General features: G+C 62.5%; 17 protein-coding genes. 12 read left to right on the top strand and 5 right to left on the bottom strand.

Annotated elements, in window-relative coordinates; translation table 11 throughout:
* Positions 1-52 precede the first annotated feature (52 nt).
* The 6 genes from ACSQ3G_RS18850 (at position 53) to ACSQ3G_RS18825 (ending at position 5,809) form a co-directional block, all read left to right on the top strand.
* Positions 53-481, top strand: coding sequence for a hypothetical protein (locus tag ACSQ3G_RS18850; protein ID WP_436111103.1), 429 nt, complete (start codon positions 53-55; stop codon positions 479-481).
* 10 nt (positions 482-491) lie between these two features.
* Positions 492-2,105: an AMP-binding protein gene (locus tag ACSQ3G_RS18845; RefSeq protein WP_436111102.1), complete on the top strand. Its 1,614-nt coding sequence runs from the start codon at positions 492-494 to the stop codon at positions 2,103-2,105.
* A gap of 71 nt (positions 2,106-2,176) precedes the next feature.
* Entirely contained in the window at positions 2,177-2,602 is a 426-nt protein-coding gene (locus tag ACSQ3G_RS18840) for an organic hydroperoxide resistance protein (RefSeq protein WP_436111101.1), read from the top strand.
* The gene (locus ACSQ3G_RS18835) at positions 2,602-3,777 is read left to right on the top strand and encodes a thiolase family protein (RefSeq protein ID WP_436111100.1); all 1,176 of its coding nucleotides are present in this window, start codon (positions 2,602-2,604) and stop codon (positions 3,775-3,777) included. The genes ACSQ3G_RS18840 and ACSQ3G_RS18835 overlap by 1 nt, the downstream gene beginning before the upstream one ends.
* A complete protein-coding gene (locus tag ACSQ3G_RS18830; protein WP_436111099.1) occupies positions 3,777-5,021 on the top strand; it encodes an SDR family NAD(P)-dependent oxidoreductase in 1,245 nt (414 codons plus the stop codon). The genes ACSQ3G_RS18835 and ACSQ3G_RS18830 overlap by 1 nt, the downstream gene beginning before the upstream one ends.
* Positions 5,018-5,809, top strand: coding sequence for a cyclase family protein (locus tag ACSQ3G_RS18825; protein ID WP_436111098.1), 792 nt, complete (start codon positions 5,018-5,020; stop codon positions 5,807-5,809). Before ACSQ3G_RS18830 ends, ACSQ3G_RS18825 begins: the two co-directional genes overlap by 4 nt.
* Here the strand turns inward: ACSQ3G_RS18825 and ACSQ3G_RS18820 are convergent.
* Positions 5,788-6,330: a winged helix DNA-binding protein gene (locus ACSQ3G_RS18820; protein ID WP_051903914.1), complete on the bottom strand. Its 543-nt coding sequence runs from the start codon at positions 6,328-6,330 to the stop codon at positions 5,788-5,790. The genes ACSQ3G_RS18825 and ACSQ3G_RS18820 overlap by 22 nt on opposite strands.
* 98 nt (positions 6,331-6,428) lie before the next feature.
* On the opposite strand from ACSQ3G_RS18820, the gene ACSQ3G_RS18815 reads away from it, so the two are divergent.
* Positions 6,429-7,235, top strand: a complete 807-nt coding sequence (locus tag ACSQ3G_RS18815) for an aspartate/glutamate racemase family protein (protein ID WP_436111097.1) — start codon at positions 6,429-6,431, stop codon at positions 7,233-7,235.
* A 61-nt stretch (positions 7,236-7,296) separates the two neighbouring features.
* Here the strand turns inward: ACSQ3G_RS18815 and ACSQ3G_RS18810 are convergent, their stop codons facing one another.
* The gene (locus ACSQ3G_RS18810) at positions 7,297-8,223 is read right to left on the bottom strand and encodes an NADP-dependent oxidoreductase (protein ID WP_436111096.1); all 927 of its coding nucleotides are present in this window, start codon (positions 8,221-8,223) and stop codon (positions 7,297-7,299) included.
* 28 nt (positions 8,224-8,251) lie between these two features.
* On the bottom strand, positions 8,252-9,007 hold the full coding sequence (locus ACSQ3G_RS18805) for an HpcH/HpaI aldolase family protein (protein WP_436111095.1): 756 nt from the start codon (positions 9,005-9,007) through the stop codon (positions 8,252-8,254).
* Positions 9,008-9,200: 193 nt separating this feature from the next.
* Here ACSQ3G_RS18805 and ACSQ3G_RS18800 point away from each other — a divergent pair, with 193 nt between their 5' ends.
* The 3 genes from ACSQ3G_RS18800 to ACSQ3G_RS18790 are packed head-to-tail and all read left to right on the top strand — an operon-like array spanning position 9,201 to position 11,505.
* On the top strand, positions 9,201-9,908 hold the full coding sequence (locus ACSQ3G_RS18800; RefSeq protein ID WP_436111094.1) for a GntR family transcriptional regulator: 708 nt from the start codon (positions 9,201-9,203) through the stop codon (positions 9,906-9,908).
* Entirely contained in the window at positions 9,905-10,999 is a 1,095-nt protein-coding gene (locus ACSQ3G_RS18795; protein ID WP_436111093.1) for an LLM class flavin-dependent oxidoreductase, read from the top strand. Before ACSQ3G_RS18800 ends, ACSQ3G_RS18795 begins: the two co-directional genes overlap by 4 nt.
* The gene (locus ACSQ3G_RS18790) at positions 10,996-11,505 is read left to right on the top strand and encodes a flavin reductase (RefSeq protein WP_105403783.1); all 510 of its coding nucleotides are present in this window, start codon (positions 10,996-10,998) and stop codon (positions 11,503-11,505) included. Before ACSQ3G_RS18795 ends, ACSQ3G_RS18790 begins: the two co-directional genes overlap by 4 nt.
* A gap of 43 nt (positions 11,506-11,548) precedes the next feature.
* On the opposite strand, the gene ACSQ3G_RS18785 is transcribed toward ACSQ3G_RS18790, so the two are convergent.
* The gene (locus ACSQ3G_RS18785) at positions 11,549-12,826 is read right to left on the bottom strand and encodes a cysteine desulfurase-like protein (RefSeq protein ID WP_436111092.1); all 1,278 of its coding nucleotides are present in this window, start codon (positions 12,824-12,826) and stop codon (positions 11,549-11,551) included.
* A gap of 250 nt (positions 12,827-13,076) precedes the next feature.
* Between ACSQ3G_RS18785 and ACSQ3G_RS18780 the strand changes: the two genes are divergently transcribed.
* Positions 13,077-13,769 carry a GntR family transcriptional regulator gene (locus ACSQ3G_RS18780; RefSeq protein WP_046638008.1) on the top strand — a complete coding sequence of 231 codons (693 nt, stop codon included), beginning with the start codon at positions 13,077-13,079 and terminating at the stop codon, positions 13,767-13,769.
* A 42-nt stretch (positions 13,770-13,811) separates the two neighbouring features.
* Here ACSQ3G_RS18780 and ACSQ3G_RS18775 read toward each other — a convergent pair whose 3' ends face one another.
* Positions 13,812-14,630, bottom strand: coding sequence for a sugar phosphate isomerase/epimerase family protein (locus ACSQ3G_RS18775; RefSeq protein ID WP_436111091.1), 819 nt, complete (start codon positions 14,628-14,630; stop codon positions 13,812-13,814).
* Positions 14,631-15,031: 401 nt separating this feature from the next.
* Between ACSQ3G_RS18775 and ACSQ3G_RS18770 the strand changes: the two genes are divergently transcribed.
* Positions 15,032-16,669, top strand: a complete 1,638-nt coding sequence (locus ACSQ3G_RS18770) for an ABC transporter substrate-binding protein (RefSeq protein ID WP_436111090.1) — start codon at positions 15,032-15,034, stop codon at positions 16,667-16,669.
* The last annotated feature ends 68 nt before the right edge of the window (positions 16,670-16,737 follow it).

The raw sequence follows: 16,737 nt of genomic DNA, 5'->3' as shown, positions 1-16,737 counted from the left end.
AAAATGTCTTTTAGGAAAATGATGCCTCGGTGCGACTGAAAGAGGGACGCTCATGATCGATCCGCATTGTCATTCCAGCAGCATTATGGTGGAGCGCCCGGCGGCGGTCGCGTTCGAGCTGATGTCGGACGGGCTGAAACAGGGCCAGTGGGCCTGGGGCAGCCTCAACCGCACCGAGGTCGAGCCCGGCCTCTTCGTCGGCATCTCGACCTTCACGGGGAAGCAGACATTCGTACGGCTCCATGTCGACCGCGACCGCTTCCAGGTGGATTACGAAGTCGGCGCGGCCAAGGACGCCATGCAGTTCCGCAATATGTCTCGCGTCATCCCGGGCGAACTCCTGCGCATGGGGCCGAACAGGTGCGTGGTGACGCTGCTGACATGGCGGCTGGAGACGCAGACGGATGCGGAATGGATCCAGTTCGGCACGATCCACGAGGCCGAGATGTTCCTGATCAAGGGTATCCTGGAACGGGCATAAGGACAGAGCCATGCATTCTCCCTATCTCCTATTCGAGGACCAGGCGCTGAAAAACCCGGATGCGCCGATGCTGGTCGCGCCGGCCAGTGCCAAGCTGCCTTATGCGCCCGAGGGCTTTCGCTACAGCTACGGGGACGTTTTCGCCCGTGTCGGCCTTCTGAAGCAGAAGTTTGTGGCGGCAGGATATGGGACCGGAGGCCGTGTCGCCCTCCTTCTCGAAAACCGCCCGGAATTCTTCGACTACTGGCTGGCGCTGAACGCGATCGGCGCCTCGATCGTGCCGATCAATCCCGACCTGCGCCGCGACGAGCTGCTCTTCCAGCTCGACATGGCCGAGGCTCCGTTGATGGTCGTTATCCGCGAGCGGCTGGATGATCTGCGGGATATCTTGCCCGATAAGGTGACGGTGATCGCTGTCGGCGGCGACATTCCGCCTTCGCCGGAAACACGCGAGGCGCGGCCCGGCGGTCCGGATGCCGAGTGCGCGCTGCTGTTCACCTCCGGCAGCACCGGCAAGCCGAAGGGCTGCATCCTTTCGAACATCTATTTCATCGGCATCGCCGAATGGTACACGACGCAGGGCGGCATCGCCGAAATGGGCGAGGGAGCCGAAGTGGCGCTGACGCCGTTGCCGATGTTCCACATGAACGCGCTCGGCTGCACGGCGGTCGGCATGATCATGAAGGGCGGCGCGATCGTGCCCCTCGACCGGTTCCATTCAAGCAGCTGGTGGGCATCGATCGCCGATTCCGGCGCGACGATCATCCATTGCCTCGGCGTCATCCCCGCGATCCTGCTGCAGCTCCCGGCCGTCGAAGCGGAGCAGGCACATAAGGTGAAATTCGCGCTGGGACCGGGCGTCGATGCCCGTCACAAGATCGAATTCGAGGCGCGCTACGGCATCCCGATCGTCGAAGCCTGGGCGATGACCGAAACCGGCGGCCGGGCAGTGACCACCACCGCGGCGGACGACTATACGCCAGGCCTGCGCTGCATCGGCCGGCCACGTGCGGGCATGGATTTTCGGATCGTCGACGATGCGGGGAACGACGCGGAGCTCGGCAAGCCGGGTGAACTGCTGGTGCGTGCCCAAGCCGCGAACCCGCGCGACGGTTTCTTCAGTGGCTATTTGAAGGACGAAAAGGCGACCGAGGAGGCCTGGGAGGGTGGCTGGTTTCATACCGGCGACGTCATTTATGCCGACGAGAAGGGGCTTCTTTATTTCTTCGACCGCAAGAAGAGCATCGTGCGGCGCAGCGGCGAGAATATCGCGGTGCTGGAAGTGGAAGCGGCTCTTGCCAAGGATCCGGCGGTCAAGGCATCCGCGGTGACGCCGGTGCCGGACGACCTGCGCGGCGAGGAAGTTTTTGCATTCATCGTTGAAAGCGAGACCGCCGGAGCGGGCGAGCCGGCCGAAAAGGCAAAGCGGATCATCGAGGCCGCCGGCGCTCATATCGCCTATCACAAACTCCCCGGCTACGTGGTCTTCATCGACAGGCTGCCGGTGAGTTCGACCCAGAAGCTGCAGCGCGGCGAGATCAAGACAATGGCGGCAAAGGCGGTCGAGGACGGTTCGGCGGTCGACCTCAGGAAGCTGAAGGCATCGATCCGCAAGACGGGATGAACTCCCTTACGGTTCCTCATCGGTTCTGTTATAGAATAAATCACAGCTTAAATCGCGCTATGGAGGCATGCATGACCCCGGAAAAGATCCTCTATGAGACCTCCGTTACCGCTTACGGCGGCCGGGAAGGAAAGGCGCAGAGCACCGACGGCAGTTTCGCGGTCAATCTTTCGGTGCCGAAAGGGCTCGGTGGCCCGGGGGGCGAGGGGACCAATCCGGAGCAGCTTTTTGCCGCCGGTTACGCGGCATGCTTCCTCGGTGCGGTGAAACTCGTGGCGCGCACCAGCAAGATCGCGCTGCCGGACGACGTCTCGATCACTGCCAAGGTCGGCATCGGCCCGGTGCCGGTCGGTTACGCGCTGGCGGTCGAGCTGATGGCGTCCCTGCCCGGCATCGAGCGCGCAGTCGCAGAAGAGATCATCGCGGGTGCGCACGAACGCTGCCCCTATTCCAATGCGACCCGCGGCAATGTCGACGTCAAACTGACGGTGGCCTGATGGTCTTGTCCCGGGCGCGGCAATCCTACGACGGTGTGGTTCTGGCGGTGCCGGTGACGGTGCCCTACCAGCGCTATTCCATCGAGACCGCGCATTGGTGGATGGGCAAGGCGCTCAGGGCATTGGCGGAGGGTGCCGGTATCAGCCACCGGGATTTCGATGGCTTTTCGGTCGCGAGCTTCACGATGGGGCCAGACGTCGCAGTCGGTCTCACCCAGCATTTCGGTTTGTCGCCGCGCCACATCGACCACGTGCCGATGGGGGGCGCCGCGGGCATCGTCTCGCTGCGCCGGGCGGCGCGGGCGGTGCAGGCGGGCGATGCGGACATCGTCGCCTGTGTGGCGGCCGACACCAATCAGGTCGATACGTTCCGCAAGACGCTCGCCAATTTCTCCCGTTTTGCGCAGGATGCTTCCTATCCCTATGGCGCAGGTGGCCCCAATGCGAGTTTCGCGTTGATCGCACGCCACTACATGGATCGCTACGGTGCAACTCGGGAGGATTTCGGCAAGCTTTGCGTCGCCCAGCGCGACAACGCGCTCAGAAACCCGGATGCGCTGATGAAGAAGCCGCTGACGCTTGAGCAATATATGTCGGCCCGGCCGATCGCCGAGCCGTTCCATCTGTTCGACTGCGTCATGCCCTGCGCCGGTGCGGAAGCCTTTCTGGTGACGCGCGAGGAGACGGCCGTCTCGCTCGGGCTGCCGTTCGTCCGGCTGCTGTCGGCCATCGAGCGGCACAACGCGTTTGCCGAGAATCCTGTGCAGGTGCGCGGCGGCTGGGTGGTCGATCGCGACGAACTTTACGGCATGGCGGGTTCGAAGCCGGACGACATGGATCTTGTCCAGACCTACGACGATTACGCGGTGATCTCGATGATGCAGTTCGAGGATCTGGGTTTCTGCGCCAAAGGTGAGGGGCCGGATTTCGTCCGGCAGAATACATTCACGATCGACGGGTCGTTTCCGCACAATACGTCCGGCGGCCAGCTTTCGGTCGGCCAGGCGGGGGCCGCGGGCGGGCATCTCGGGCTTACCGAAGCGATGCGCCAGCTTTTGGGGACAGCGGAAGGCAGGCAGGTCGAGGATGCGAAACTCGGGCTGGTTTCAGGTTTCGGGATGATCAACTACGACCGCGGGCTCGCCTCTGCGGCCGCCATTCTGGCGAGGGCGTGATGACCGAACCCTTCCTCAAGCCGAGGCGAAAGAACCCGCTCGCCCGCACCACTCAGCCGCTGCTGCCTCCCTCGGCCCGCAGCCGCAAGGCGCACGGGCTGACGCTTGCTGCATCGGTTGGACGGTTCATGCTGCAATGCTGCGGCGAATGCGGCCGCTACACCTATCCGGCACGCGACGCCTGCCCGAACTGCCTTTCGTCCGACCTGCCGTTCCGGGACGCACCGGCCGGTGGCTTGCTGCTGTCGGAAACGCGGATCGAGGTCACCAGCGATCCCTATTTCCGCGAGCATATGCCGTGGCGCACCGGCCTGATTCAGCTCGACTGCGGACCGGTTGTCGTCGTGCATCTGCATGGCGATTGCGGCGGGGCCGGTAGCCGGCTCAAGTTGTCCCTGCAGCTGGACCGGACCGGACAGGCCGTGTTCTTTGCCAAGCCCGTTTCGGAGACGCCGCACATGGAAGACGATCCTCAATGGCGTGAGATGAGCGCCGATCCAAAGCACCGTCGGGTCTTGATCACCGATGGACGCAGCCCGCTTGCATTGCCGCTGGCGCAGGCTCTCGGGAAAGCGGTAGCGGCCAAGATTTTCGTCGGCGTGACAGATCGCTGGAAACCTTTCGACCAGCAGGCGTCGCTGGAGGCGATCGAAGGCGTGGAAATCGTCGATCTCGACCTGACCAGCGAACGTTCGGTGCAGGACCTGTCGATGGATATCGGCGCCAAGGTAGAGATCCTGATCAACACCGCCGATCACGTCCGGCCGGTGCATCTCTTCGACGTTAGCGCGGCCAATATAGTACGCGAGGCGATGGATCATACCGTGATGGGATTGATGCGTCTTGCCCAGGCTTTTGGGCCGGTGATGCGCTCGCGCGGCGCCGACGGTGCGGCCGGGGCCGTTGCCTGGGTCAATGTGCTCTCGGTTCATGGGCTCAGCAATGCGCCGCAGTTCGGCGTCCATTCCGCCGCGCATGCGGCCTGTCTGTCGCTGTCGCAATGGCTGCGCACCGAGCTCAGGCCGGGCGGTATCCGGGTCGTCAACGCATTCACCGGGCCGCTCGATACCGAATGGTTCCAGACGGTGCCACCGCCCAAAGTGGCGCCAAAGGCCCTGGCCGACGCTGTTCTTGACGGATTGAAGCGCGGACTTGAAGACATCTATGTCGGCGATGTCGCCAAGGATATTGAGGCGCGGCTGTTCGACAATCCGAAAGCCGTCGAGCGGGAGGCTGGCCAATGAGCGGCGATATTCTTGGTGCCTTTGCGGGGGCATTGGCGAGCGGTGCGGTTCGCGTCATCGATCTCACCCACACGCTGTCGCCCGATTTCCCGGTCATCGTCATGCCGCCGGAACTGGGGCAATCCGCGCCATTCCGGATGGAGCGGATTTCGCGCTACGACGGCGGCGGGCCGGCCTGGTATTGGAATAATCTCTCCTTCGGCGAACATACCGGCACGCATTTCGATGCACCGATCCATTGGTATACGGGCCGTGACCTGCCGCTCAATTCGGTCGATACGCTGCCGCCGGCCGATATGATCGCGCCGGCCTGCGTGATCGACTGCTCGCAGCAGGCGGCCGAGGATGCGGATTTCCTGCTGACGGTTGCCGATGTCGTGAAGTGGGAAGAACAGCATGGCCGCATTCCGGCGCGATCCTGGGTCTTCCTGCGCACGGACTGGTCGAAGAAGTCAGGCGCCGCCTATGCCAATCTGCAGGCGGATGGCGCCCATACGCCCGGACCGGATGCGGAGGTGATGCGCTTTCTGGTGGCGGAGCGTGGCATCATCGGCTTCGGCACCGAGACGATCGGCACGGACGCCGGCCAGGCCGGGCATTTCTCGCCGCCCTATCCGGCGCACCACTACCTTCACGGCGCTGGCCGCTACGGGCTGCAATGCCTCACCAATCTCGACCGGCTGCCGCCGACCGGCGCGATGGTGGTTGCGGCGCCGCTCAAGATCCAGAACGGTTCAGGCAGCCCCTTGCGCGTTCTGGCGCTCGTTCAGGAACGCTCCACCAGATGAGATCCGCTCGCCACCCGCCGGGCGGCGGTATCGTAGAAGCTTGTCAGCAATTCCAGCATTTCGGTCGCCTCGCCAAGCCCCTGTTCCGCGTGATCCATCTTCTGGATCAGCGAGACGAGAAGCTGCCGCCGCAGAGCCCGATAATCCTGGGTAAGCTTGGTGCCCTTGCGGGTCGGCGTGTAGAGCGTGTCCTTGCGCGATCGGCCCTTGACCCGCTCGATGAGCTGCAGCGTCTGGAGCTTCTTGATAGCGTATTGGATATTGGCGGTGTCGTCGCGGCCGAGCAGGCGGGAAATCTCGCCGAGCCCTTTCGGCTTGTTGCGATAGCGGATCGTGTGCAGGATGGCGGTGTCGAGGCCGCTCAGGCCCGCGCCGGCAAGCTCGCTTGAACTTTCCGACTGCCACCGCAGGAAGGCAGCGGAAATTCGCCAGAGCGACCATTCGAACTCGGTCAGCGCTGCTTCCGACATCTCGACGGTCGTATCGCTCAACGGGTTTTCAGGCGTGGTCGACACAGTCATGCGGCTCTCCGGGCGGTTTCTGTGCCTGGAGTAAAGCCTTAAATTGGGGTTTTGACGAGTGCGAATCGCACCCGGAAAATGAACGAAACGAGGGGAACATGCGCATCTTCTGGCAGAGCTTCATCGATGCCACCGCAAGCGCCGCCTATATGACGCGGCTCTCGGACTATCTGAACAGCATTGCCGAACCGGGCACGACAGTCGACGTGTTCGGGATCAGCCCGCCGGACCGGCATTTCGGGCGGTTGGCGGAGTTCCGCTGCGCGGCGATCGCCATCGACAACGGGCTGGAGGCCGCGAGCCGCGGATATGACGCCGTCGTCATCGGCCATTTCCAGGATCCCGGCCTCTATGAGCTCAAGTCGGCACTGACCATTCCGGTGATCGGCGCTGGTGAGGTCTGCATGCATTATGCGGCACGGCTCGGGCGGCGCATGGCGCTGGTGACCCTCGATGACGTGTTCCAGACCTGGCATTACGAGCAGGCCGACCTCTACGGCCTCGGCGGCCGGGTGAAGCACGTCGCCGGCATGAACTGCGAACCGTCGGATTTCAGTGCTGCCTTTGCGGGAGACGATGAGGCGAGACGGCGGATGCTTGCCAGTTTCACCGCCTGCGCCGAACCGCTGGTGCGCGACGGCGCCGATGTCGTGGTGCCGGCAGGCGTTCTGCCGGGCCTGCTGGTTGGCGGCGAATACGGGTTCAAAATCCTGCATGCGCCCGTCGTCAACACGGCGGCAGTGGCGCTGAAGAGCGCCGAGATGGATGTGCGGCTGCAGAAGATCAGCGGCATCGAGGTGAGTCGCGGGCCGTTCTGCGCGCTCGCCAACGCGCATGCGATCGAGGATTTCCGGACTTTCGTCGCCAACGGCCGTCAGGCGCCGCTGTTTCCGACCGGCACCTGACCTTGTTCGTTCTGCATGTCGTTATCCCAAAACCGCGTCACACTTTTGGGCGACATGCACGTCACATCGTCAGCATCAGGCGCCCGCGCGAGATGGCGCCCTTTTCCATCAGACGGTGGGCTTCGGCTGCCTCCGACAAGGGCATGGTGCGGGCGACCTGGGGCTTGAGTAGGCCTGCGCCGGCGAGGCCCATCATCGCTTGAAGCGCCGACTTGTCGTCGGTGATCATCGCACGGGTTATCTTGACGCCGAATTCCTCACCCCGGTCCCTGATCGGGTCGGCGACCAGCCAGACCATGTGGCCGCCCTTTTTCAGCACCTTGTAGGACTTGTCGTGGACTTCGCCGCCCATCAGTTCGAAGACGATATCCTGATCGGTAAGGAGCTCCGAAAAATCCTCCTCGTCATAGGCGACGACGTGGTCGGCGCCGAGGCCGAGGACATAATCGCGGTTCGTCGAGCGGCAGGTGGCGGTGACATGGGCGCCGAGATGGTGGCAGAGTTGGACCAGCAATCCGCCGACCGCACCGGAACCGGAATGCACGAGGACCTTGTCGCCGGATTTGACTTCCGCGGTCCGTACCGCGATCCAGGTGCTCAAGCCGGCATTGGTGAGCGCCACCGCATCGATGGTCGAGAGGCTGTCCGGAATTTTGACAGCATGCTTTTCATCGACGGCGATCATTTCTGCATAACCACCCTGGGCAAAGACGCCGGCCATGACTGCGGCCCGGTCTCCGACCTCGAATTCCGTGACGCCGTCGCCGACGGAAACCACCGTACCGCCGCCGTCGCGGCCGGGCACGCTCGGCATCGGCAGGGTGAAATGGTTTTGCAGATGTCCGGCGCGGAGTTTCCAGTCGAAAGGCGTGACGCTGGCGGCCTCGAGTTTTACCAGGATCTGGCCCGGTCCGGCGACCGGATCGGGCAGCTCGACATAGTGCATCACATCGGCCGGGCCGTGCTCGCTGTATTGGATGGCTTTCACGTCGTCACTCCTGGAAAATCGATGCAGCTTATGCGGAGCGTGCGGCGGCAACGTCGGCAGCGATGCCGGCGCCGAGAAACCTCGTATCGCTTGAGAGCAGATAGAAGCTGATGCCGGCTTCCGACCATTTGCCGACGTCATCGGCGGAGGGGCGGAATATGCCGACGGCCTTGCCTGCCTTGCGCGCGGCTTTGGTGATCCTGAGAATGGCCGCGTCCAGCTTCTCGGCTCCATCCGGCCCTATCGCGCCGATCGAGACGGAGAGGTCGCCGGGGCCGATGAAGACCACGTCGATACCTTCTACGGCGACGATTTCTTCGACATTGGCCAGCCCTTCGGCGGTCTCGATCTGGATTGCCAAGACGAGGCTTTCGTTCGCCGATTTCAGATAGTCGGGAATGCGGTAGCCGTAGCCCGCGGCACGTCCCGGGCCGACGCCGCGTTCGCCTATCGGCGGATAGCGGGTCGCCAGAACGGCGGCCTTGGCCTGGGCGACGGTCGAGACGCGTGGCACCAGCACGCCGGCAGCTCCGGCGTCGAGCACGGCGGCTATCGATTCCGGGGCGTGGCCCGGAACGCGCACCATGGCGGGCACGCGATGGACATCGGCGGCACGGACGAGGTTTTCGATCAGCTCACGGCCGATCTGAGCATGCTCGGCGTCGATGCAGATGAAGTCGAGGCCGCTCGCCGCAGTCACCTCGATTGCGACCGGATGCGGGATCGCCGCGAATGTGCCGATGACGCGCTCATGACCAATACATTTCCTGCGGAAGTCGCTCATCGGGATGCCTTATGAAGTCTGCTGAAACGGCTTTGAACTACGCCAAATTAAAATTTAAGCCTAAAATTCCTGGAGCTGCAAGTGAATTAAACCGTATACTGAAAATGACGTTAATTAAGGCATTGACGCGCAATATAAGGGAACCCCCTTGATAAACGACAAAATCAGTATACTGTTTCCACAGGAGATTTCGATGTTAAAGCCGAGCGACAATCTGGTGGATGCGATCTATGCCGATCTGCGGCTGAAGCTGCAGCGGAGTGCCGTTTCGCCGACCGATCGCCTGGTGGATACCGAAATCGCCAACGCTCACGGCATTTCCCGCATGCCGGCGCGCGAGGCGCTGCTTCGGCTGGTTTCCGAAGGCTACCTTGTCGGCACGACGCGCGGCTTTGCGGTGCGGGAATTGTCGCTGGACGATATTTCCGGGCTTTTCGAGGTGCGCCGCCAGCTAGAGCCGCGTGCCGCGGCCTGTGCCGCCCGCGACATGACGCCGGAGATCGAGGCGGAGATCACGGCGGCGATGAACCGGGTGGAGCTGTCGCTGAGCCAAAGCGATATTCCAGCCCTGCTGGCGGCCAATGTCGATTTCCGCAATGCGTGGCTGAAGGCCGTCAACAACCCGCATATGGCGGCGACGATTTCCCGCTTCATCGATTATTTCCAGTCGGTGCGGCTCGGCACGTTCGCCGATCCGGCTACGGCCGGCCTTTATATCGACGGCCTTTCCCGCATTCATGCGGCTTTTCTCGCGCATGATCCGCTGATGGTCCAGGACCGCATGACGCTTTTCATGTTCGCGGCGGAGGAGGCCTACCTCTCCGTCCGGCGGCGCCAGTTGCAGGAGGCGGAGACCGCGCGTCCCGCCCGCAGAAGAATACCAAAGAGAGGAACAGCATGATCAAGCCGCATCCGCTGAAAGGCCCAAGCAGACTGAAACTCGGCGTCTTTTCGCCGAATGCCGACGGTGGGCTTGCGATCACCGACGTGCCGGAACGCTGGCAGGCCCGATGGGAAGACAATCTCAATGCCGTGCAGATCGCCGACCGCGGCGGGCTCGACTTCTTCCTGCCGATCGCCCGCTGGAAAGGTTTCGGCGGCAAGAACCGGGTGCGCGAATGGTCGTTCGAGACATTCACTTGGGCGGCCGGCCTTGCTTCCGTCACCGAGCGGATCGGGCTGTTCATGACCGTGCACGTACCGCTCCTGCACCCCCTTTATGCGGCAAAGGCGCTCGCCACCGTCGATCATATCAGCGGCGGCCGGGCGGGCCTCAATATCGTCTGCGGCTGGAACCCCAAGGAATTCGGCATGTTCGGCGTGCCGCTGGTCGAGAAGGGTTATGACCAGGCCGACGAATGGCTGGAGATCATGGAGCGGGCCTACACGTCGGACGCTCCGTTTGACTATGACGGCACCTATTACAAGCTCAAGGACGTCGTCAGCCGGCCCGCCAGCCTGCAGTCGCCGCGGCCGGTCACCATGAACGCTGCCTTCGGAGGCCCCGGCCGGGATTTCGCGGCCAAGAACTGCGAATACCTGTTCACGACGTTCACGGAGATCTCCGAGGCTGGAAAACACGTGGAGGACATCAGGAGCCGGGCCGACAAGCTCGGGCGCGATGTCGGCGCCTATACGGTCTGCCACGTCGTCTGCCGCGAGAGTCAGCAGGAGGCCGAGGATTATTACGAACGGTATGCGGTGACGATGGCCGATCACGCGGCGGTCGATGCGCATATGGCCGGCAAGAAGGAGTTCACCCAGTCGCACGACAAAAATGCTTACGATCTGTATCGAAAGCGGTTTGCAGGCGGCGCCGGCGGTTATCCGTTGATCGGTACACCGGAAAAGATCGTCGAAGACATGATCGCGATCGCCGAACAGGGGTATTCCGGCATTGCCATGTCTTTCGTAAACTACACCTATGAGCTGCCTTTCTTCTGCGATCGCGTCATGCCTTTGTTGAGAAAAGCGGGGCTGAGGGTCGAATGACGATAAATATTCAAAGCGACGAAGTGGACGCGACGCGGCTCGCCTTCCGGGAAGGCATGGCGCAGCTGGCAGCGGCCGTGAACATCGTCACGACAGACGGACCGGGCGGGCTTGCGGGCTTCACGGCGTCGGCCGTCTGCAGCGTGACGGACCGGCCGCCGACGTTGCTCGTCTGCCTTAACCGGTCAAGTTCGGTCGCCGGCATGTTCGAGAAAAATCGCGTGCTCTGCGTCAATACACTGGCTGCAGGCCACGAGCCGATGTCGAGGCTGTTCGGCGGCTCGACGCCGCAGGATGACCGGTTTGCGGTGGGCGATTGGGTGCTCGCCGCGACGGGATCGCCGCGGCTGACCGATGCGGTCGTGTCTTTCGATTGCGAAGTGGAAAATGTCGTCGAGAGCGGCACGCATCACGTGCTGTTCTGCCGGGTCGTCGGGATTGCCCATGGTCCGGAGGACGAAGAAGCGCTCGTCTATTTCCGGCGCCGCTATCACCACCTCAAGTGAGATGAATACCTCCGCGGGATCGGCTCCCGCGGAGGGCTTTGCATCACTTGGCCTTGGCGATGATCTCGCCGAGCACTGTGTCGAAACGGTCGATCTCTTCCACCTTGTTGTAGTGGACCATGGACACGCGCATGCAGCCCGTTTCCATGGTCAGCCCGAGGCGCTTCATCAGCCGCGGCGCAAACATGTGGCCGTCACGGCTGCCGATGCTGTTCTTGCCGAGCTCGGTCGAGAGAAATTGCGGCGTCAGGCCCGGAATGTTGAAGCAGATCGTCGGAACCCGCTTTTCCACCTGGGCTTCGTCGGAGACGCCGTAGATCGTCGCGCCGTGCTTCTTCAAGACCGACAGCATCTTCTTCGACAGCGTCTGCTCGTAGGCGCGGATGGCGCCCATGGCAGCGGCAAGTGCATCTCGGCGCGAATGTTCGCCGTCGGGAAGGAACCTGTGGCCGAGGTCTTCGAGATAGAGCACGGCAGCATTCATGCCGGCGACGTTCTCGTACGTGAAAGTGCCGACCTCGATCTTGTAGGGCGGCACGTCCGGAATGAAGTCTTCCTTGAAGGTAGGCAGCTTGACCAGCGCGTCATAACGGCCCCAGAGGAAGCCCATATGCGGCGAAAAATTCTTGTAGCCGGAGCAGACGAGGTAGTCGCAATCCCAGGCCTGAACGTCGATCAGCGCGTGCGGGCCGTAGTGCACGCAATCGAGGAAGACCTCGGCGCCGGCCGCATGCGCCAGCTTGCCGACGGTTGCCACGTCGACGATCGTGCCAATCGAATGGGCGGTGACGGTGCAGGCGACCAGGCGGGTCTTGTCGTTCAGGAGCGGCTTCAGGTCGTCGGTATGCAGCATGCCGTCTTCGCGCATCTTCCACCAGACGATCTGGGCGCCGTCGGCCTCTAGCGCCATCCAGGTGGCGATGTCGGCGTCATGGTCCATGTCGGTGACGATGATCTCGTTGCGCTCCTGCAGCATCTTGGCGATGCCGAGGCTGACGAGGCGGATGAATGACGTGGCGTTGAGGCCGAAGGAGATTTCCTCCGGACGGTAGGCATTGACCAGCAGGCCGACCGAGACGCGGGCTTCGGCAATGGTGCGGTCGACGCCCTGGCTGTGGAGATAGGGCGCCATGCGCTGCACGTTGCAGTCTACGAGATGGGCCGCGACCGCATCGACGACGGCCTGGGGAACCTGGGCACCGCCGGCATTTTCGAAGAAGATGAAGTCCTTGTATTTCTGAAGGGCCGGAAATTTCAGCCTCAGCTCATCGACCGGAAAAGCCTTGGCGAGATTGTCGCCTGCCGTGACATGCGTGTTCATGGATTTCTCCCAGGTGTCGTATTCATCGATGAAGAGGGGATGCAGGTGACAACCAACTTCCCCGTGTCTATGTTGGGCCTGTTGCCGAATGAGCATTTGATCAAACTTTCAAATGTTCTATTGTGCCATTGGCATTTGATCAAGGGGAATCGCGTCGGGAACAGCAGAGGGTCCGACGCCCAAGAGACTTGAAGAGCGTGGCCCGTTATGCGAGGCCTGGTTGTGATTTGAATGGGATCAGAGGGCAAGGATGGCGGATAGCGGGCTTTTGAAGGTCACGTCGCGCGTGACCGTTCAGGATACGGTCTACGAACAGCTGCGCCGGGCGCTGATGTGGGGTTCCTTTGCCCCGTCGCAGGCGATCACCATTTCGTCGCTGGCAACCGAGTTCGGCACCAGCCACATGCCGGTGCGCGAGGCGCTCCGAAGGCTTGCGGCGGAAAACGGACTGGAAATCGGGCATAACGGTTCGGCCCGGGTGCCGGCGGTTTCGCGCGAGCGGCTCGACGATCTCTGCCAGGCGCGTATCGCGCTCGAGGGGCTGGCGACGGAACTCGCCGCCAAGCATATGAGCGACGAGGATATCGACCGTTCGGAAGTGCTTGCGCGCGAGCATGAGGAAACCGGCAAGGCCGGCGACGTCTACGGCATGCTGCGCAAGAACCAGGAATTCCATTTCGGCATCTACGAGGCTTCGCGTTCCGAGGTGCTGCCCCAGCATATCGAGATGCTCTGGCTGCGGTTCGGCCCCTATATGCGGATGCTGACCAATTACGTGGAAAAGGAATTCGACAAGGGCGTCGTACACCCGTTCTCGTCCTATCACTTCCGGATCGTCGCGGCGCTTCGCGAGCGCAACGGCGCGCTGGCGCGGGAGATGATGGTGGGGGATATCCTCGCCACCCAGTCGCACCTGCGGGACATGTCTCCGGAACTGCGGTAACCCCGGCGCCGTGCGCCGGGGTGTAAGCTTTCGAAGTTCAGCCTACTGGCCGAGGCCGAGCGAAGCGAGATACTCGACGGAAGCCGGGATCTTCGACTTGTCCTTGATCTCGACGATCAGGCGCGGATTGCTGGTGAGATCGGCAAGTGCCTGGAAGACCGACGGCCAGAGGATATTGCCTTCGCCAAGCGCCCAGTGGCGGTCTGCGTATCCGTCGGCGTCCTGCAGGTGGACGTGCTGCAGGCGGTTGCCGGCTGCCTTCACATAATAATCGACCGGCGGAGCGCCGGTGGAGCCATGCGCGTAATGGGCGTGGCCGGTATCGATCGAGACCGCGACGGCCGGTGAGTTGAAGCTGTCGGCGAGTGCCACGCGGACGTGCTGGTCGATATCCTCGATGTTTTCCAGAACGATCACGGCGCCGATATCCTCGGCCTGCTTGACGGCATCGCGCATCGTCAGATGCACGTGCTCGACGACGCGCTCCGGCTCGCCCTTGTTGTTGTCGAGGTTGTTGTAGGACCAGGTCGTATAGGGGCTGTGGGCAACCATCTGCGTCGCGCCGATTGCCGCGCAGACGTCGAGGCCTTGCTTGAGGCGCTTGGCGACGACGGCGCGGATATCCGGGTCATTCGAGGCGATGGTGAAGCCCCAGAACGGGCCGTGGATGCCGAGGCGGCCGTCAAAACCGTCCAGCAGCTTCCTGGCGCGCTCGGCAAGCGGCGTCCAGTCGCCGTTCAATACGTCGGCGGTGGTGAAATCCTGGAGTTCGAGATCGCGCTGTTTTTCGAAAAGCCAGTTGCGGTGAATTTCGAGCTCGCCAAGCGTCATGGCGGCGCCGATCACGGGAAGGGAGGACATGGAAAACTCCATCAAACAAAGAAAATGTGGGGAGGGGGAATGCGCCGGAAGAAACTCCACGCAGAGGGTTCGATGCCAGAATTTTGTGTCGGCAATATTACATTTGTAACGCGAGACGATGAAATTTGCATCCGTGTTCAATTTCATCGAATCGCCAAGATAGCGTCACGGAACTGAAACACAGGCTGGCCAAATAACCCCCGTAAATCAGGGGGTCGTCGTGAGCGGCAGCAAGACGCTTCTTATCGTTGTTCATCGGGCGAGCGGCTTTCATGTCCGCGGCCCGAGCAAATGGCGTGTCGTTGGCGGGCCAGGCTCTGCGAACCCCTTAAGCCGTCACCGCTCGGGCCCGCAGGGACTGATCGAGCTCGTCCATCAACCGAAGCCAAAGGACAATTTCCATGGTCAACTTCACCCGCCGCAGCACGCTTGGTCTTGCCGGCGCCGCTGCCGGTTCGCTGATCCTGCCGCGCTTCTCGATCGCACAGGGCGACAAGCGCCCCTCGATCACCATCGCCGTCCAGAAGATCACCAACAACAACACGCTCGACGTCTGGCACGAACAGTCGAATGTCGGCGAGCGCGTTTTCTTCCCGAACCTTTGGGAAGGCCTCATCCTGCGCAACTGGATGGGCAACCAGGGTCCGATCCCGGGTCTCGCGACCGAATGGAAGCGGATCGACGACAAGACGCTGGAACTGAAGCTGCGCCGGGGCGTCAAGTTCCACAACGGCGACGAGCTGACGGCCGACGACGTCGCGTTCTCGTTCTCCAGGGAGCGGGTGTTCGGCAATACGGAGCCGGCCGGCGGCAAGACGATCTTCGAATCCGAGCACAAGCCGACCACCGTCAAGGAACTGCCGGCTACCGTTCCCGGCGTCGGCCGTCGTCTGTGGCCGGCCCTTGCCGGCGTCGAGGCCGTCGACAAGTACACTGTCCGTTTCCACAACGCGACGCCGGATGTCACGCTGGAAGGCCGCCTCTATTCCGGCGGCAGCCAGATCACCAACCGCCGCGCCTGGGACGAAGCCAAGTCGTTTACCGAATGGGCTCGCAAGCCGGTTACCACCGGTCCCTACATGGTTGCCGAATACAAGCCGGACGTCTCGCTGACGCTCGTCGCCTTTGACCAGTACTGGGGTGGCCGCCCGCCGCTCGCCCAGATCCGCTTCGTCGAAGTTCCGGAAGTCGCCTCGCGCGTCAACGGCCTGCTTTCCGGCCAGTACGACTTCGCCTGCGACCTGCCGCCGGACCAGATCGCCACGATCAGGGCGGCCAAGGGCTTTGAAGTTCAGAGTTCGACCATCTGGAACCACCGCGTTTCGACCTTCAACACCCAGAACCCGATCCTTGCCAATCCGCTGATGCGCCGCGCGATGACGCACTCGATCGATCGCAAGGCGATCGTCGAGGCGCTCTGGGCCGGCCAGACCGTCGTCCCGGCCGGTCTGCAGTTCGAATCCTTCCGCACCTCGGACATGTTCATCGAAGGCTGGGCTGCTCCGGAATTCAATCCGCAGCTGGCGAAGGACCTGATCAAGCAGGCCGGCTACAAGGGTGACCCGATCCCGTACCGCCTGCTCAACAACTACTACACGAACCAGACGGCCAACGGCCAGATCATGGTCGAGATGTGGAAGCAGGTCGGCATCAACGTGCAGATCGAAATGAAGGAAAACTGGGGCCAGATCCATGATCCGGCAGGCGTCAAAGGCGTCCGCGACTGGTCGGCTTCCAACACGATCAACGACCCGATCACTCCCCTCGTCGTGCAGTTCGGCCCGAATGGCGAAGTCCAGCAGAAGAAGGACTGGACGAACGGCGAAATGAACAAGCTTGCGCAGGTCATGGAAACCTCCACCGACCGTGCGCTGCGCAAGAAGGCGATCGCCCGCATGCTGGAAATCTGCGAGCGCGAAGACCCGGTCTACCAGGTCCTGCACCAGAACGCCGTGTTCACGGGCATGAAGTCGTCGCTCAAGTGGAAGGCCGCTCCGGCCTTCGCGATGGACTTCCGCTCCTCCAACTGGGCGATCTGATCGGATTGTCTCCACTGCTCCGGCGACCGAAGGGCCGCCGGAGCATCTGTTTTGAAAAGCGGCAATGT

This window comes from Neorhizobium tomejilense (assembly GCF_964254135.1).
In the GTDB taxonomy this organism is placed as follows: Bacteria; Pseudomonadota; Alphaproteobacteria; order Rhizobiales; family Rhizobiaceae; genus Neorhizobium; species Neorhizobium tomejilense.
The sequence above is the reverse complement of the archived record's forward strand: the minus strand, read 5'-3'. Positions and strand labels throughout refer to the sequence as shown.

What these genes read in the sequence shown, in the direction of transcription:
- ACSQ3G_RS18840 (WP_436111101.1), top strand. Translation starts at nt 2,177, where the DNA reads ATGACCCCGGAAAAGATCCTCTATGAGACCTCCGTTACCGCTTACGGC.
- ACSQ3G_RS18785 (WP_436111092.1), bottom strand. Translation starts at nt 12,826, where the DNA reads ATGAACACGCATGTCACGGCAGGCGACAATCTCGCCAAGGCTTTTCCG.
- ACSQ3G_RS18830 (WP_436111099.1), top strand. Translation starts at nt 3,777, where the DNA reads ATGACCGAACCCTTCCTCAAGCCGAGGCGAAAGAACCCGCTCGCCCGC.
- ACSQ3G_RS18815 (WP_436111097.1), top strand. Translation starts at nt 6,429, where the DNA reads ATGCGCATCTTCTGGCAGAGCTTCATCGATGCCACCGCAAGCGCCGCC.
- ACSQ3G_RS18800 (WP_436111094.1), top strand. Translation starts at nt 9,201, where the DNA reads ATGTTAAAGCCGAGCGACAATCTGGTGGATGCGATCTATGCCGATCTG.
- ACSQ3G_RS18795 (WP_436111093.1), top strand. Translation starts at nt 9,905, where the DNA reads ATGATCAAGCCGCATCCGCTGAAAGGCCCAAGCAGACTGAAACTCGGC.
- ACSQ3G_RS18790 (WP_105403783.1), top strand. Translation starts at nt 10,996, where the DNA reads ATGACGATAAATATTCAAAGCGACGAAGTGGACGCGACGCGGCTCGCC.
- ACSQ3G_RS18780 (WP_046638008.1), top strand. Translation starts at nt 13,077, where the DNA reads ATGGCGGATAGCGGGCTTTTGAAGGTCACGTCGCGCGTGACCGTTCAG.
- ACSQ3G_RS18770 (WP_436111090.1), top strand. Translation starts at nt 15,032, where the DNA reads ATGGTCAACTTCACCCGCCGCAGCACGCTTGGTCTTGCCGGCGCCGCT.
- ACSQ3G_RS18825 (WP_436111098.1), top strand. Translation starts at nt 5,018, where the DNA reads ATGAGCGGCGATATTCTTGGTGCCTTTGCGGGGGCATTGGCGAGCGGT.
- ACSQ3G_RS18805 (WP_436111095.1), bottom strand. Translation starts at nt 9,007, where the DNA reads ATGAGCGACTTCCGCAGGAAATGTATTGGTCATGAGCGCGTCATCGGC.
- ACSQ3G_RS18775 (WP_436111091.1), bottom strand. Translation starts at nt 14,630, where the DNA reads ATGTCCTCCCTTCCCGTGATCGGCGCCGCCATGACGCTTGGCGAGCTC.
- ACSQ3G_RS18835 (WP_436111100.1), top strand. Translation starts at nt 2,602, where the DNA reads ATGGTCTTGTCCCGGGCGCGGCAATCCTACGACGGTGTGGTTCTGGCG.
- ACSQ3G_RS18845 (WP_436111102.1), top strand. Translation starts at nt 492, where the DNA reads ATGCATTCTCCCTATCTCCTATTCGAGGACCAGGCGCTGAAAAACCCG.
- ACSQ3G_RS18850 (WP_436111103.1), top strand. Translation starts at nt 53, where the DNA reads ATGATCGATCCGCATTGTCATTCCAGCAGCATTATGGTGGAGCGCCCG.
- ACSQ3G_RS18820 (WP_051903914.1), bottom strand. Translation starts at nt 6,330, where the DNA reads ATGACTGTGTCGACCACGCCTGAAAACCCGTTGAGCGATACGACCGTC.